Here is a 14,364-nt window from a genome sequence, read left to right as displayed (position 1 = left end):
ATAAAATGACTCATTTAACAAAAAAAATCAACCAACTAAAATGGCTGCAAGCAATTGGTATAGATTATTATTTATCAGAATCAACTATTAATCAGCAAAAAATACAGATAAATTCTAATATTAAGAAAAAAAAACCAATGGCAGCTCCTATATATTCAAATGATTTGAAGAATGGCAACAACAAACAAGAGAATAGTGTGGTAAACTTAAGTAAAATGAAGCAGGTGAGCATCCCTAGCACTATTTGCGACAACAATTCTTCAAACCATTCGAGTATACAGCTTGCTAGATCTTTGGCTGACTCAGCTAGCAGTTTAGAAGAATTAAAAACACTATTAATGGATTTTAACGGTTGTGATTTAAAGAAATTAGCTAATAAAACCGTATTTGCTGATGGCAATCCACAAAGTTCTATCATGTTTATTGGAGAAGCACCAGGTAGTAGCGAAGATGCAGAGGGTATACCATTTTGCGGTGAAAGCGGTAAATTACTCGATAATGTCTTAGCCTCTATCAATATTTCAAGGAAACATAATGCTTATATTACTAATACGGTATTTTGGCGACCACCAGCCAATCGCCAACCAACACAAGAAGAAATAGATATTTGCCGACCTTTTGTTGAAAAACATATCGCTTTAATAAACCCAAAACTAATTGTTTTAGTGGGAAATGTTGCAGCAACTAGCTTGCTTGGTAAAAATGCTGGTATAAGTAAAATCAGACAAGAATATTATTTATATACCAATCAGTATCTTATCAAGCCGATTCAAACCACTTCTATCTTCCATCCTGCCTACCTGCTTAGACAGCCAATGCAGAAAAAAACTACCTGGTATGATTTAATAAAAATCCATGATTATATCAATACCAACGTCATTGCGAGCGAACGTATGTGAGCGTGGCAATCTAATATGGATTGCTTCGACCATTACATGGTCTCGCAATGACGGAGAGGCTATCTAGAGCCTTAAATAGTTAACTAATATAAAACAAAATAAAGTCAGTTGATGAAAAGAATTATAAAATGTTTATATCAGGCAATTTTAAAAACAATTGAACATGATGGGGTTGAACATTCAGGGTATATGTCATTTATGATACTCATGGCATTTTTTCCTTTTTTAGTTTTTTTATTAGCATTAACAAGTTTTATTGGTGCCTCAGAACTCGGGCAGAATTTTATAACTATCTTTCTTGAGAGTATGCCAGAATTGGCTACTGACTCAATAAAAACTAGGATAAATGAACTTAGTAAAACTCCACCTCAAAGCCTAATGACCGTAGCGATAGTAGGAAGTATATGGACCGCATCATCTTTTGTTGAATGTTTAAGAACAATCTTAAATAGGGTATATGAAATAAAATCACCCCCTCCATACATAAGACGAAGATTACTTAGCATAGTACAGTTCTTAGTAATCAGCATATTCGTTACTTTTGCTATGTTCATTTTAATTATAGTGCCAATAATATTGACAAAACTGCCGATGATTTTACAAATAATGGAAGAACATATGCTAGCTCTAACTATTTTACGATATGTTATAATTTTTTGTTCATTATTTATTACCTCATCATCATTATATTATATCGTCCCTAATATAACATTAAATTTTACAGAGGTAGTTCCTGGAGCTTTATTAACAGTAATTTTATGGGTGATAAGTGGATATTTATTATCTACTTGGATAAGAAGTTATAACCAATTAAGCATAATATATGGTTCACTTGGTGGTATAATAGGAACTCTAATATTCTTTTATATTATTAACATGATTTTTATATATGGTGCAGAATTTAATTACCTACTAAAAAAGCATCTCCCAGTTATTAAATAAAAGTAAAATTTTGTGAGTGTTCAGTTTTTTTGTATTTTCTGATGATGAATAAAAAATCTGCTCGCCAAGCGTCATTGCGAGGAGGCGTAAGCCTCCGAAGCAATCCATAACAAAAAGTCAGGTGTCACCCCTGCGTAAGCAGGGGTCTAGATTCCCGCCGTTGCTAAGAATGACAATAGTGGAACTATAATGAATATTATAACAAGAGAATTATCTATTCAATCCAATTATTACAAAGAAATTTTGTCAATAATTAGACTAGGTGGTGGAGTGGCAAGGGTTGTCGGGGGAGCTGTTCGTGATGCTATCCTTAATGTTGTCAATTATGATATTGATATAGCGACCAATTTATTACCGCAGCAAGTAACAGATATTTTATCAGCAGCCAACATTAAGGTTATCCCAACTGGCATAAAATACGGTACAGTTACGGCTTTATTAAATAATGAAACATTTGAGATTACTACACTTAGAAAAGACATGAAATGTGATGGTCGACACACTGAAGTTGTTTTTACTGACGATTTTATGGAGGATGCTGCTAGAAGAGATTTTACTATTAATGCACTAAGTTATTGTCCATTTGAGCATAAAATTTATGATTATTTTGGTGGAATAGACGATTTACAACAATCAAAAGTAATATTTATCGGACAGGCATTTGCACGAATTCAGGAAGATTTTTTACGTATCTTACGTTTTTTCCGTTTTTCCTGCTATTATGCAAGACAATTAGACCTTAATGGGTTAGATGCTTGCGTTAAATTGCGAGAAAATCTCAAATTATTATCAAAAGAACGGGTAAAATGGGAAATGGACAAATTGATTACCTCAGATAATAGTCCTAATATTTTGCAACAAATGTTTGATAATGGCATATTGCAAATAATATTACCAGTTAGTAAGTTTGATAAAAAACCTTTGATGGAAGCAATTAATTGCGGCTCTTTAGAGCCTTACGCTAGATATTCACTTTTATTCTACCACATAAATAACTTATCACTAAGTGATTTATTAAATTTAAAATTTTCTCGGCAACAAGCAAGCAAAATCATTACTATATATAGGTTTATTAATCAAGAAATCAACGAATTTACATTACGAGAAATTTGGTGGGAAACTGCAGATTATCCTGCAGATTATCTACAATGTATAAATATCTTGCTATCATTAGGCAAATTAAACAGAGCTACAGCAAATAAATTTCTAGATATATACAATGCTAAATCACGACCAATATTTCCTATCAACGGACATGACTTGCATAAAATAAATATTCATGGTAAAGACATTGGCACAGTGATAGGTAAATTAAAAAAGTCTTGGATTGCAAGTGATTTTACGCTTAGTAAGCATCAATTACTTGAATTATACTCAAATGATTTGAAGAATTATAATAATTGTCATACAATAAATTCTTAAGGCACTAAATTAGGGAAATGCTATAGTCAATTCAGGAGAATTTGGGACTAGAAGCGATGGAGCGACGCCTATAAGTAATAGGCGAGCATTGAGCGACAACGCCCCCAACTTCTCCTCAATTGACTATATTAGATGCAGAGTTAATATGACTATACTTAGTAACTTAGAAAAACCTCGTTGGTTATATCGTTTTGATAATTTTAAACGTGCTTTTGCTTTATTACGTGAGGCTATATATATAATGCGAGAACGTAAGGTAAGCCAGTTAGAACAAGAAGGAATTATTCAACGTTTCGAATATACATGGGAATTGACATGGAAAGTACTTAAAGATTATCTGGAATATAAAGGTGTTATACTGGAAACCATTACCCCAGCTGCTGTAATTAAAGCATCAATAGCTGCTAACTTAATCAAGAATGGTGAAATATGGATGGATGCTCTAGATTCTCGTAATAAAATGTCACATACTTATGACTTCAAAAAATTTGAGAAGATTATTATAGATATTGAAGAAAATTATTATCCTGAATTAGAGAACATGAATCTAAAAATGTTGGAACTTGCAGCAGAATATAGAAGGTAAACATGTCTAACCATGGATTAAGTGCAAAACAATTAAATACACTGCGTAGCATTTTGTTGCCCTTCTCAGAGAAAATCGATCGTGTTGGTTTATTTGGTTCACGTGCTACTGGTCTTTACCGTCCTAACTCCGATATTGACCTAGTAATTTATGGCTCACTTGATGAGAAGACTATGGATCGTATATTTACGCTACTTAATGACAGTAATTTACCAATCAAAATAGACTTACAAGTTTATGATTTGATCACCTGTTCTCCTCTTAAGGATCATATTGATAATAATATGCTGTTGTTATTTACACATGATCATTTTACAGATAAAACTCAACGTTTGTAGTAGTAAACTAAAGTCTGTTAGTGAACAGATTATTTATTGATCATAAAAAAATTAAAAAAAAATGAAAATTAATATTAGTGCTAGCATTTTTATTGCTATAATTATCATATTATTTAATTATGGAGCTTTTGCCAGTAGAAGTAAGGTGAAAATTGTTACTAGTATAACCCCACTAGCAAGCATTATAGCGATGTTAGTGAAAGACCAAGCAGAAATTGTTGCTATTGCCAATAACAATGATTGCCCACATCATTATAATTTAAGACCTAGTGATCTTAAAAAAGTTAAAAATGCAGATATTGTATTTTATATAGATGAGCAATTTGATGGCTTTGCTGGCAAATTAATGAATGGTCATAGTAAAAATGTCATTAAAATTAGTAATTTTCATGGGCTAAGAATTATTAGCAATAACTCTTATGATAATTGGCATATTTGGCTTGATTTAGACAATGTAAAACTATTATTAGAACAATTATTTCAGGTGTTATCTCAACGATTTCCTGAGATTAGTTCAGCTATTTACCAAAATCTTGAAGAAGCAAAAAAACAAATAGAGGAGCTTACGAAAATCAAACATCAAAGATTAACGTCTTTAACAGATGTTATCTTACTTAGTGATAGTCTAGAATATTTTTTTAATAATAGTCAAAAAAATGTTGCAAGATTATATAGCTCTGATCAGAAAAGCCTGAGATATATCAGTAATCTTGAGCATTTATTAAGCATGTCCAATAGTAAATGTTTATTACTAAGTACAGAGCAAGATGTTGCTCTTTATAAAAATTTTAAAGTAGAAATAGTGGAGGTTGAGAGTGAGAATTGGCAAACGACTAACATCAATAGTGATTTATTTTATAATCAATATTTAAAAATGATTAATCAAGTGTCTAAATGCTTAAATTATTAAATCCTTATTTTTTTAGTAAGCTAGTACGAACCATGTTACCATTATTGCTAGTTGCAATGTTAGTAGTAATGGGGTTGGGGTTATACCAAGCTTTGATAGTATCGCCACCAGATTACCAACAAGGTGATATGGTTAGGATTATGTATGTTCATGTACCAGCTTCTTGGATGGCACTAGGTATTTATACATTTATAGCTATTTGTAGTTTGTCTAACCTAGTGTGGAAAACTAAAATGTCCTTCTTAGTGGCAGTAGCAAGTGCTCCTATTGGGACAGTTTTTTGTATGATTAGTATAGTAACAGGGGCATTATGGGGAAAGCCTATTTGGGGAACTTGGTGGGTTTGGGATGCTAGACTTACCTCAATGTTCGTATTATTCTTACTATATTTAAGCTATATCGTGGTGGTGAATAGTGGTGATAGGATAAGCCGTACTGAAAAACCAGCCTCGGTGATTGCTTTAATTGGCTTTATCAATGTTCCCATAGTAAAATTTTCGGTAAATATTTGGTATAGTTTACATCAGCCAGCAAGCATTTTAAGGCTAGGTAGTCCGACTATTGATAATTCTATGTTATTACCCTTAGTGCTAATGTTTATAAGTAGCATACTATATTTTCTATTAGTGTTGGGTTTGAGATCTTGCATGTTAATTGCTAAATTCAAGGAGTATGACAATTTATGACTTATGTTGTTACCGATGAGTGCGTAAAATGTAAATATACTGATTGCGTAGAAGTATGCCCTGTCGATTGCTTCTATGAAGGGGAGTTAATGTTGGTAATTAATCCTGACGAATGTATTGATTGTGGAGTATGTGAGAGTGAGTGTCCGGTTAAAGCTATTAAGCCAGAATCAGAACAGCTGATTGACTGGATAGAGAGAGCTAAGTTTTTTTCCAGTAAATGGTCAAATATTACGGTTAAGAAACCAGCCCTACCGGATGCAGATAAATATCAGAACGAGAAAAATAAATTTGAAAAATATATGGAGAGAGCTTAAATTTTATTTATCCTTAAAAAAGCTAATACAAGTAGCATGCTAAATAAGGTAGTGAATAAAAAAAGATTGGACCAGTCCACATAGTTTGCACAAATACCAGATAAACAGGATAAAATAATGCGTACGAAAGAACTAAAAGAGGCAATAATTGAGTATTGTGTGGCAATCAATTCGCTATTGCATAAACTAGAAAAATAAATAGTAAGAGCAGTATTACCAAGTCCGCAACAGAAATTTTGTACAGTAATTGTTATAGTAAATATAACTATATCATGACCTACTATAGATAAAAACATCAGCATCAAGGGAGATAGTAATTGTAGACTACCACATATTAGGAGACTTCGAGATATTCCTACTTTTGCGGTTAATACACCACCAATAATCCCCCCTAAGGTCATTAGCACGAATCCATAGGTTTTTGAAATAGAGGCGATTTCTTGAGAGGTAAAGGACAAGTCAATAAATAATGGAGAACTCATTGCCATAGGAATTGAATCGCTTGCTTTATATAGAAAGATAAACAGCATAACGAACATCCAATTCGGATGGTTTCGTTTTAATAATAGTAAGCTATCACCAATAACTTTAGAATATTGAGTAAATGAAATTAAATTAGTAAAAATATGCTCTGTTTTTTTTATAGCAGGCTCTTGCATGTATAAGATTATTACCGGAGCAGCCATTGTTATAAAAAAGGTACATAGATATACCAAATACCAATTAAAGAGGCAAGATACATATAATGCCCCTGTACTATTAATAAGAATTCCTATGCGAAAGCCAGTGCTACTAAAAGTTGTAGCAATTGAGAGTTCTTCCTTTGTTGCAGAGCGTTCTATACGATAGGCATCTAAAATAATATCTTGAGTTGCCGCACAACAGGAAATAGTAAAATTTAAAATGGCAGTAATAGCTATGTTAACAGGGGGGGCTATAATTAAAAATCCACTAATAGCAACTAATAAACACGCTTGTACAGCTAGTGTCCATCCACGACGTTGACCAAATTTCCTACATATAATAGGTATAGAATATTTATCAATAAATGGTGCCAATATTGGTTTTAAGCAATATGGAATGGATGTTAGAAACATTACACCAATAATATCAGTTGAATATCCTGCTTGTGATAATTGGTAGTTAATAGTAAATGAGACTAATGAAAAATTTCCTCCCGACACTATCCCTAGAAAGAAGAAACAAATAAAATAAGATTGCTTGCGATTAGTTAACATATTCAGGAGTTATATCACCACCTTTTAGTCTTGGAAGATTAAATACCACAATTCCTTTCTTATTTCAATATAAATGCGAGTTTAGGATAAGGAAAGTCTAATCATTTTCCTGGATTGCTTCGTTGCTATTAAAGTAGCTCCTCGCTAATAGACATCTGTGAATTTAGCATAATGTTAGTCGGGTTAGCATAAAAGAATAATTTTTATAAAAAAATAATAACTTCTTTGCTAATATGTGCTAGAATCCGATATTAGGTTCTGTACACAGAGCCTAAGTAAGGTAATCAATTATTTTAGGCTAATGGATAAGGTATTAAGTTCTGTTCAAGAATATATTAAGTCTGGTGAATATTTTGTTGATGCTAGAAGATGGTATAATTTTGAATATCTATATCCACTTGTACAAAGATCATTTTTATTGATATTTACCGTAGTTTTCTTTGTATTATTTCTAGCTGTGGTGGTTAATTTTCAGACTTTATTACCAGCAGTTCGACAGGTAAGATACGCAATTAGTGCTGAATCTCTTAAAAGCGCGACGATAACTAATGCTAATCATATAAAAAGTGATGCCATCAATTCTATTGCAGACATTATGATTAGAAATTACGTGATACACAGAGAATCTTATGACTATGATTTTCTTCGCCCCCAGTTTATATTTATTCAGAATAGTTCTACACGTATAATATTTAGACAATTTGCCAATTTTATGAATATTGACAACTCATTGTCACCAGTTATGCGTTACCAAAGATCCTTAAGGCGTTCTGTTAATATATTATCAGTGGTTTATCATAAAAATAATAAGGCTGAGGTCATATTTACATCGATAGCAAAAAACTCCGCTAATGATATTTTGGAAAATATGGTATGGCAAGCGACAATAAATTTTGAAATAGATGCCATTAACATCCATTTACCTCCTAACTCAAATTTTAATTTTGTGGTTACTGGTTACAGACTTAAGTTAATAGAAGATAAAAGTAAGAAATAAGATGAAGCGATTAATAATATTGTTTGTGGTAGTATTTTCTGTAAATACTGCTTTAGCTGTTAGAGAATCTAGACCATTGCCGATCGATAGCAGAATTAGGGTAATGGTGTATAGTCCCGATGATGTATTTAAGTTCACCGGATACTACGGTTATCAAACTAGTATAGAGCTAGCAAAAGAGGAGGAAATAGTTAGTATTTCCATGGGGGATACTACTTCTTGGCAAATAGTACCAGCCGGTCATCGAATTTTCATTAAGCCAATGGAACAAGATGCTACCACTAATATGACGATTATTACTAACAAGCGAACTTACTTTTTTGAACTATATGCTGCAGAAGCTTCGGATATGAGAGATCCAGAAATGGTTTTTAATTTAAGATTTATCTATCCTGATGATGAAAATTCAGGGGATTATTTGCAAACTTATGTTACATCCTCAGCTAACCTAGATTTATCTCATCCTGAGAAATATAATTTTAATTATTCAATAAGTGGTAATGAATCAATTGCCCCAATTAAAATTTTTGATGATGGAGTGTATACTTACTTACAATTTAGAGATAAAAATGCTGAGTTACCAGCTATTTTTGCAGTTGATGAAGCTCTTAGAGAATCGATGGTAAATTATCGACTTGCTCAAGATAATGCTAATATGGTGATTATTGAACAGGTATTTCACAAACTGTCAATACGTCATGGCAAAAAAATAGTATGCGTGTTTAATGAAGCATTTAAGCCGTATTAATTAAGTTAAGTAACAATGTTTTTAGAAGCTATATATATCTCAAAAATTTTATATTTTTTAACACTGCTCGTATTAACTAGTGGTTTGTTTATAATGTTAATCAGTGATAATTATGTTCGTAAAATCATAGGACTTAGTGTTATGCAAAGCTCTGTGCTAATTTTTTACCTGATGCTTGGTAAGGTAAATGGAGGTATTGTGCCAATTGAGCGTAGTTTACTGCAGAATTCTCAGCTTTATGTAAGCCCATTACCTCAGGTGCTAATGCTCACGGCTATTGTTGTTGGTTTTGCTACATTGTCATTAGGGCTTAGCTTGATTTATCGTATTTCTAAGCAATTTAATACTATATCGGAGCATGAAATTAATTTTAGCGAAGCGACTCCGAATGATTGAAATAAATGATATTAATTAAACATTTTCCAGCTTTACAAGTATTGCTACCATTTTTTGGGGCGTTATTTTCAATACTAACTTTTCGTTATGTGCTTGTCACTCGAATTATAGCAGTTATTTCGATTGCACTAAGTTTATTTTTAAGTATTTATGGTTTATCGGTAATTAATAAAGGTGCCGTGTCATATGATTTTGGTAATTGGCATGCTCCCATAGGTATTGAATATAAGCTAGACTACCTGAATCAACCTATAATTACCTACATTAATGGTGTATTATTATTTTTTCTAATTTTCTGTAACAAATTGCTGGCAACTACCGTACTTAAATTTATTGATAAAAAAAGGCAATCGTTATTTTATGCACTTTTATTATTTGCCCATAGCGGATATCTCGGTATATTGAGTACTAATGACCTTTTTAACCTTTATGTATTTATTGAAATATCTTCATTAAGTGCTTATGCCCTAATGGCACAGGGTAATAACCTCAAGGCTGTTATCGGTGCTTTCGATTATCTTATGCTAGGTACAGTCGGGGCAACTTTAATATTAATAGCCATTGGATTTTTATTGAGTAGCACTGGCAGCCTTAATATGTCAGATATTTCAATGTTACTTCAGACAAATTATGACTGCAAAATAGTCAAGCTAGCTATTAGTTTTTTTCTAATTGGTGCTATATTAAAAACGGCTTTTTTCCCGATGCATTTTTGGATGATACGAAGCTATTCTTCGGTTGCTCCGGTCATTTTGACATATCTTGCCAGTATCTCCAGTATAATGGGTCTTTATATAATATTGAGGTTCATTCATTTTACCATTGACTATAGTATAATCATTAATGATTTAGCAATTTTTATCAAACCGATCGCTCTGGTAACTATTATTTTATGTACATATTTTGCTTGCCGAAGCAAAGAAAAAGTCAGAAATATTGTGATATATTCTTCGGCAGTACAAATTGGTTATATATTTTTGTTATTAGTTGTTCCTAGAGGTGAATTAATCCTAACTCCATTTTTGTTAGCTGATAGCCTTAATAAGATTGCTCTATTTCTAATAATTGCTTATTTTGATACTCATAGCGTACCCAGTATAGTCAATTCAGGAGGATTTGGTGCTAGGAGCGATGGAGCGACGCCTATAAGTAATAGGCGAGCGACGAGTGACGACGTCACCAACTTCTCATCAATTGACTATACCAGTATGTTATGGCGTGTCTTGGTAGTATTTAGTCTAATTTGTAGCTGTGGTTTGCCAATAAGTAGTATGTTTTTCATTAAGCTTTCTATTTTTGAGTTGTTGATTGTTGAAAATCTGTGGCTCGAGTTGGTGATTGTTGTTATCAGTTCTGCTATGTCATTACTTTATCATTATAAGATTGCCAAAAAACTATGTTGGCATCACTCTAATTATACAGCTAACCCGACTAATATCATGCCAAATTCTCAGTTGTCATTGCGAGGAGCTACTTATAGTAGCGACGAAGCAATCCAGGAAAACAATAAAATTGGATTGCTTCGTCGGCTTACGCCTTCTCGCAATGACGCCAGTTTACTATGGTTAAATGCTAATCACTCTAATTATACACTATTACAGTCTAACACTAAGTATAAATATTATGGGCTAATTTTTGTTAGTGTAATACAACTTCTCCTACCAATATTCTTAAACCAATTACAACTATTAGGAGGGCGTTAATGTACCCTTCTGTCACCCCTAGTTTTTTGATTATATCAACTTTACTTTTAGCTATGTTAAATTTAGTTACACCTTTTATCAGTAATAGTGATAATAATACGCGTAACTCTTTATTAATTACCATTAGTAGCTTCTTTTTTGTCAATATTTTAATTATTGATTGGTTATTTCTGAAGGGCGTAAGAGCCAATCTATCAATAACCATCTTTAGTAATTTTGCTATTGGATTGCATTTAGAAGCTCTCAGTCTCATTTTCTTAACCTTACTGAGCTTCTTATGGATTTGTGCATTAATTTACACCACTAAATATTTGGCAATTAATAATATTGATAATTCTAGTCGTTTTCTATTCTTCATTAATCTAAGCGTATTATCTGGGGGGATGGTAGCATTATCTTCAAATCTCTTTACGATGTTTATTTTTTATGAAATATTAACATTATCAACTGCTCCATTAATTGGTCATAGTGGTGGAGATAAAGTTATGGCAGGAGTCTATAAATATTTAAAAATATTGATGATCTCAGGGATATTACTATTCTTGCCAGCTATAATAATTATTTATGCTAAAGCAGGGCATGGTGACTTTACATCCCAAGGTTTTATCGAGCATTATTTTTCCAAAAATCAAACCATAATTTTGTTATTAATGTTTATTTTTGGCACATCAAAGGCAGCCTTATATCCTTTGCACCAATGGTTACCAGCGGCAATGGTAGCACATTACCCTGTAAGTGCTTTGCTACATGCAGTGGTAGTTGTTAAAACTGGACTTTTTTGTATTTATAAAATTCTGATATATATTTTTGGTCTTAAATATTTACACTCTATTTTTGCCGAATTTAATTGGATCATTTTCTTACCTATTATCACCATATTTTATAGTTCCTTTAAGGCATTAACTAGTGATAATATTAAGAAGATTCTAGCCTACTCTACGATTAACCAATTAGGGATAGCTTTACTTAGTAGCTTCATGTTTACCTCAAAATCTATAGGAGCAGCTATCCTACATTTATCTTCACATTCATTTACTAAAATCTGTTTATTTTATGGAATGGGAAGTATTTATAGCTTAAAGAAGACTAACCAGATATCTGACCTAATCAATGCTGGCAAAGAAATGCCAAAAACTAGCTTTATGGTATGTATTGCCAGTTTATCGTTAATCGGCATTCCCCCCTTTGGTGGTTTTATTAGTAAGTTTTATATTATGCTTGCCGCTGCTGAACAAAATCAAATATTAGTTATGGGAGTGCTAGCTTTAAGTACTTTATTCTCTGCACTTTATTTAGCAAAGCTTGTGATATCTCTTTATAAACCAACTATAGCTAATAGTTATAAAATGGTTTTAGAAAATAAACTGCCTACTACCATGATGGTTAGCCTAATTATATGTACATGTTGCGTCATATTATTCTATTTTATCCAGATTTTTATTAAGAAGTTTTTTATATTTATATGGTAGGTATGTTTTACTACTCAGCCTTGCTTATTCCTTTATTTATTCTATTTCTCTATTTTAAATTTAGAAAGACATTTTATATTACCTCAATAATCTATCCAATAGTTGCTGGTATATTATTAATTAATAGCCAAAATGAGGCGGTAATTAATCTGTATAATAATAGTTTTATTATTAATTTTAGTAATGAAAATAAATTAATAGCACTTGCTTTTATGGCGATAACGTTGGTGACTAACCTATATGCCATTAGCCAAAACAGGAAATTTGAGGTATTGATAGGTAGTTTATACTCAGCAGCTTCCTTGATCTGTTTATTTGCTGGGGATTTTATCTCGATGTTTGTTGCTCTAGAAATGATGATGATATGTGCCACTTTGTTAATTTTTTACGGTAATTGTAAAAATAGTATTAGGGCGGCAAGACAGTATTTCCTTACGCATCTTATAAGTGGTAGTCTTATCTTAATAGGGATTAGTTATATAATCACCAATAGTTCTAACATACAAATTATTTCTCTTAGCCAATTGATAGAGAACAGAGATGCTTCTTTTATCTTTTATGTTATAATACTTAGTGGTTGCTTAATTAATGTAGCGAGCATACCTTTTTCCGGATGGATTGTTAATTGTTATCCATTTGCCTCAACTTCAGGGATGATATATTTAACCAGCTTTACTAGTAAAATATCGATCATTATACTTCTTAAATTATTTAGTGGTTTAGAAATACTTAAATTCTTTGGATTATTAATGATTATATATGGTGGGGTTTATGCTTGTATAGAAGATAACATCAAAAGATCAGTCTGTTATCTTACTGTTTCTCAGCTTGGATTCATGGTGATTGCCATTGGCACAAAATCTCAACAAGCAAATTTAGGAATCATAGTTTTTCTTTTTGTCCATATATTGTATAAAGCTTTATTTGGTCTATATGTTGCTATATTAATAGATAAAGGTAATGTAGAAAATTGCTCTGAGATAAAAGGGCTTTACTCATGGAGAAGCCCTTTATTGCTTGGTAGTTTAATAGTTAGTGTATTATTCATTATAGCCTTACCTCCTCTTGCTAGTTTTGTTAGCAAAATTATTGTGACCAATGTTTTGGATCAGGATATTAATTATTATGCTATTTTCCTGTTAAAAATTATAACATGTGCAGCTTTATTTTCTACGGTTAAATACAAATATCTAATTAATGACTTTTATCCTATAGTGAATATTTTGAGCAGAGTCAGCTTATTGGTCATGCTATCGTTTGTATTGGCAACTAATTTCTTTTTAGAGCAAGGCTTAAAATTAGTATGGTCATCTTATCCTGTTGAAACACTTGATACAAATTGGTTGGATATAGTAAAGCAAGTAGTAGTAATAATAATAGGTATATTGCTTAGTGTGGTTTTTAGTAAAAAAATTTCTAGACGTTCAACTGCTAACATAAATTTAGATTTATTTCAGTTTGTTGAAAATAATTTTCGTCGTATTTATTACAAATATCACTTAGTGGGACACGATTTTAATGATAGACTAGGGGCGGAATACCCTATTTTGAAAAAAGTAGAAAAAAATGCTTTACGTAAGATAAAATCTTTGCATAATCAATCAACAAGTCTATTAGTAGTAATTATATTGTTAATTACTTTTACCCTATTGCTAATTAGCAGATAATTCTTGCTATTTTGCAACAATTTCCTGGGGATACATCAGCTCGCAA

Annotated in this window: 15 protein-coding genes; 14 read left to right on the top strand and 1 reads right to left on the bottom strand. The window is 31.9% G+C overall.

What is annotated here, in order from left to right:
* Positions 1 to 5: 5 nt before the first annotated feature.
* From AAGD42_RS01835 to fdxA, 8 genes are all read left to right on the top strand, one after another.
* Positions 6 to 899, top strand: coding sequence for a uracil-DNA glycosylase family protein (locus AAGD42_RS01835; protein ID WP_341753050.1), 894 nt, complete (start codon positions 6 to 8; stop codon positions 897 to 899).
* Positions 900 to 1,010: 111 nt separating this feature from the next.
* Positions 1,011 to 1,841 (top strand): YihY/virulence factor BrkB family protein, encoded by an 831-nt coding sequence (locus tag AAGD42_RS01830; protein WP_341753049.1) that lies wholly within the window; start codon positions 1,011 to 1,013, stop codon positions 1,839 to 1,841.
* 189 nt (positions 1,842 to 2,030) lie between these two features.
* Entirely contained in the window at positions 2,031 to 3,263 is a 1,233-nt protein-coding gene (locus AAGD42_RS01825; RefSeq protein ID WP_341753048.1) for a CCA tRNA nucleotidyltransferase, read from the top strand.
* 145 nt (positions 3,264 to 3,408) lie between these two features.
* Positions 3,409 to 3,849 (top strand): nucleotidyltransferase substrate binding protein, encoded by a 441-nt coding sequence (locus tag AAGD42_RS01820; RefSeq protein ID WP_341753047.1) that lies wholly within the window; start codon positions 3,409 to 3,411, stop codon positions 3,847 to 3,849.
* 2 nt (positions 3,850 to 3,851) lie between these two features.
* Positions 3,852 to 4,187 (top strand): nucleotidyltransferase domain-containing protein, encoded by a 336-nt coding sequence (locus AAGD42_RS01815; RefSeq protein WP_341753046.1) that lies wholly within the window; start codon positions 3,852 to 3,854, stop codon positions 4,185 to 4,187.
* A gap of 61 nt (positions 4,188 to 4,248) precedes the next feature.
* The gene (locus AAGD42_RS01810; protein ID WP_341753045.1) at positions 4,249 to 5,097 is read left to right on the top strand and encodes a metal ABC transporter substrate-binding protein; all 849 of its coding nucleotides are present in this window, start codon (positions 4,249 to 4,251) and stop codon (positions 5,095 to 5,097) included.
* The gene (locus AAGD42_RS01805) at positions 5,082 to 5,783 is read left to right on the top strand and encodes a heme ABC transporter permease (RefSeq protein WP_341753044.1); all 702 of its coding nucleotides are present in this window, start codon (positions 5,082 to 5,084) and stop codon (positions 5,781 to 5,783) included. Before AAGD42_RS01810 ends, AAGD42_RS01805 begins: the two co-directional genes overlap by 16 nt.
* Positions 5,780 to 6,100: a ferredoxin FdxA gene (gene fdxA, locus AAGD42_RS01800; RefSeq protein ID WP_341753043.1), complete on the top strand. Its 321-nt coding sequence runs from the start codon at positions 5,780 to 5,782 to the stop codon at positions 6,098 to 6,100. The genes AAGD42_RS01805 and fdxA overlap by 4 nt, the downstream gene beginning before the upstream one ends.
* On the opposite strand, the gene AAGD42_RS01795 is transcribed toward fdxA, so the two are convergent.
* Positions 6,097 to 7,338, bottom strand: a complete 1,242-nt coding sequence (locus AAGD42_RS01795; protein ID WP_341753042.1) for an MFS transporter — start codon at positions 7,336 to 7,338, stop codon at positions 6,097 to 6,099. The two genes, fdxA and AAGD42_RS01795, sit on opposite strands and share 4 nt — an antisense overlap.
* A gap of 301 nt (positions 7,339 to 7,639) precedes the next feature.
* Between AAGD42_RS01795 and AAGD42_RS01790 the strand changes: the two genes are divergently transcribed.
* The 6 genes from AAGD42_RS01790 to AAGD42_RS01765 are packed head-to-tail and all read left to right on the top strand — an operon-like array spanning position 7,640 to position 14,318.
* Complete coding sequence (locus tag AAGD42_RS01790; RefSeq protein WP_341753041.1) at positions 7,640 to 8,335, top strand: VirB8/TrbF family protein; 696 nt, start codon at positions 7,640 to 7,642, stop codon at positions 8,333 to 8,335.
* 1 nt (position 8,336) lies between these two features.
* Complete coding sequence (virB9, locus tag AAGD42_RS01785; protein ID WP_341753040.1) at positions 8,337 to 9,083, top strand: P-type conjugative transfer protein VirB9; 747 nt, start codon at positions 8,337 to 8,339, stop codon at positions 9,081 to 9,083.
* 36 nt (positions 9,084 to 9,119) lie between these two features.
* Positions 9,120 to 9,479, top strand: a complete 360-nt coding sequence (locus AAGD42_RS01780) for a Na+/H+ antiporter subunit C (RefSeq protein WP_094649174.1) — start codon at positions 9,120 to 9,122, stop codon at positions 9,477 to 9,479.
* A gap of 5 nt (positions 9,480 to 9,484) precedes the next feature.
* A complete protein-coding gene (locus AAGD42_RS01775; protein ID WP_341753039.1) occupies positions 9,485 to 11,182 on the top strand; it encodes a proton-conducting transporter membrane subunit in 1,698 nt (565 codons plus the stop codon).
* Positions 11,182 to 12,651, top strand: coding sequence for a proton-conducting transporter membrane subunit (locus AAGD42_RS01770; protein WP_341753038.1), 1,470 nt, complete (start codon positions 11,182 to 11,184; stop codon positions 12,649 to 12,651). Before AAGD42_RS01775 ends, AAGD42_RS01770 begins: the two co-directional genes overlap by 1 nt.
* The gene (locus AAGD42_RS01765) at positions 12,645 to 14,318 is read left to right on the top strand and encodes a proton-conducting transporter membrane subunit (RefSeq protein ID WP_341753037.1); all 1,674 of its coding nucleotides are present in this window, start codon (positions 12,645 to 12,647) and stop codon (positions 14,316 to 14,318) included. Before AAGD42_RS01770 ends, AAGD42_RS01765 begins: the two co-directional genes overlap by 7 nt.
* Positions 14,319 to 14,364: the final 46 nt, after the last annotated feature.

This window comes from Candidatus Tisiphia endosymbiont of Dioctria linearis, from assembly GCF_964026545.1.
In the GTDB taxonomy this organism is placed as follows: Bacteria; Pseudomonadota; Alphaproteobacteria; order Rickettsiales; family Rickettsiaceae; genus Tisiphia.
This window is presented reverse-complemented; position numbering and strand designations above follow the sequence as displayed.

What these genes read in the sequence shown, in the direction of transcription:
- AAGD42_RS01775 (WP_341753039.1), top strand. Translation starts at nt 9,485, where the DNA reads ATGATATTAATTAAACATTTTCCAGCTTTACAAGTATTGCTACCATTT.
- AAGD42_RS01825 (WP_341753048.1), top strand. Translation starts at nt 2,031, where the DNA reads ATGAATATTATAACAAGAGAATTATCTATTCAATCCAATTATTACAAA.
- AAGD42_RS01830 (WP_341753049.1), top strand. Translation starts at nt 1,011, where the DNA reads ATGAAAAGAATTATAAAATGTTTATATCAGGCAATTTTAAAAACAATT.
- AAGD42_RS01820 (WP_341753047.1), top strand. Translation starts at nt 3,409, where the DNA reads ATGACTATACTTAGTAACTTAGAAAAACCTCGTTGGTTATATCGTTTT.
- AAGD42_RS01795 (WP_341753042.1), bottom strand. Translation starts at nt 7,338, where the DNA reads ATGTTAACTAATCGCAAGCAATCTTATTTTATTTGTTTCTTCTTTCTA.
- AAGD42_RS01810 (WP_341753045.1), top strand. Translation starts at nt 4,249, where the DNA reads ATGAAAATTAATATTAGTGCTAGCATTTTTATTGCTATAATTATCATA.
- AAGD42_RS01815 (WP_341753046.1), top strand. Translation starts at nt 3,852, where the DNA reads ATGTCTAACCATGGATTAAGTGCAAAACAATTAAATACACTGCGTAGC.
- fdxA (WP_341753043.1), top strand. Translation starts at nt 5,780, where the DNA reads ATGACTTATGTTGTTACCGATGAGTGCGTAAAATGTAAATATACTGAT.
- AAGD42_RS01790 (WP_341753041.1), top strand. Translation starts at nt 7,640, where the DNA reads ATGGATAAGGTATTAAGTTCTGTTCAAGAATATATTAAGTCTGGTGAA.
- AAGD42_RS01765 (WP_341753037.1), top strand. Translation starts at nt 12,645, where the DNA reads ATGGTAGGTATGTTTTACTACTCAGCCTTGCTTATTCCTTTATTTATT.
- AAGD42_RS01835 (WP_341753050.1), top strand. Translation starts at nt 6, where the DNA reads ATGACTCATTTAACAAAAAAAATCAACCAACTAAAATGGCTGCAAGCA.
- AAGD42_RS01770 (WP_341753038.1), top strand. Translation starts at nt 11,182, where the DNA reads ATGTACCCTTCTGTCACCCCTAGTTTTTTGATTATATCAACTTTACTT.
- AAGD42_RS01805 (WP_341753044.1), top strand. Translation starts at nt 5,082, where the DNA reads ATGCTTAAATTATTAAATCCTTATTTTTTTAGTAAGCTAGTACGAACC.
- virB9 (WP_341753040.1), top strand. Translation starts at nt 8,337, where the DNA reads ATGAAGCGATTAATAATATTGTTTGTGGTAGTATTTTCTGTAAATACT.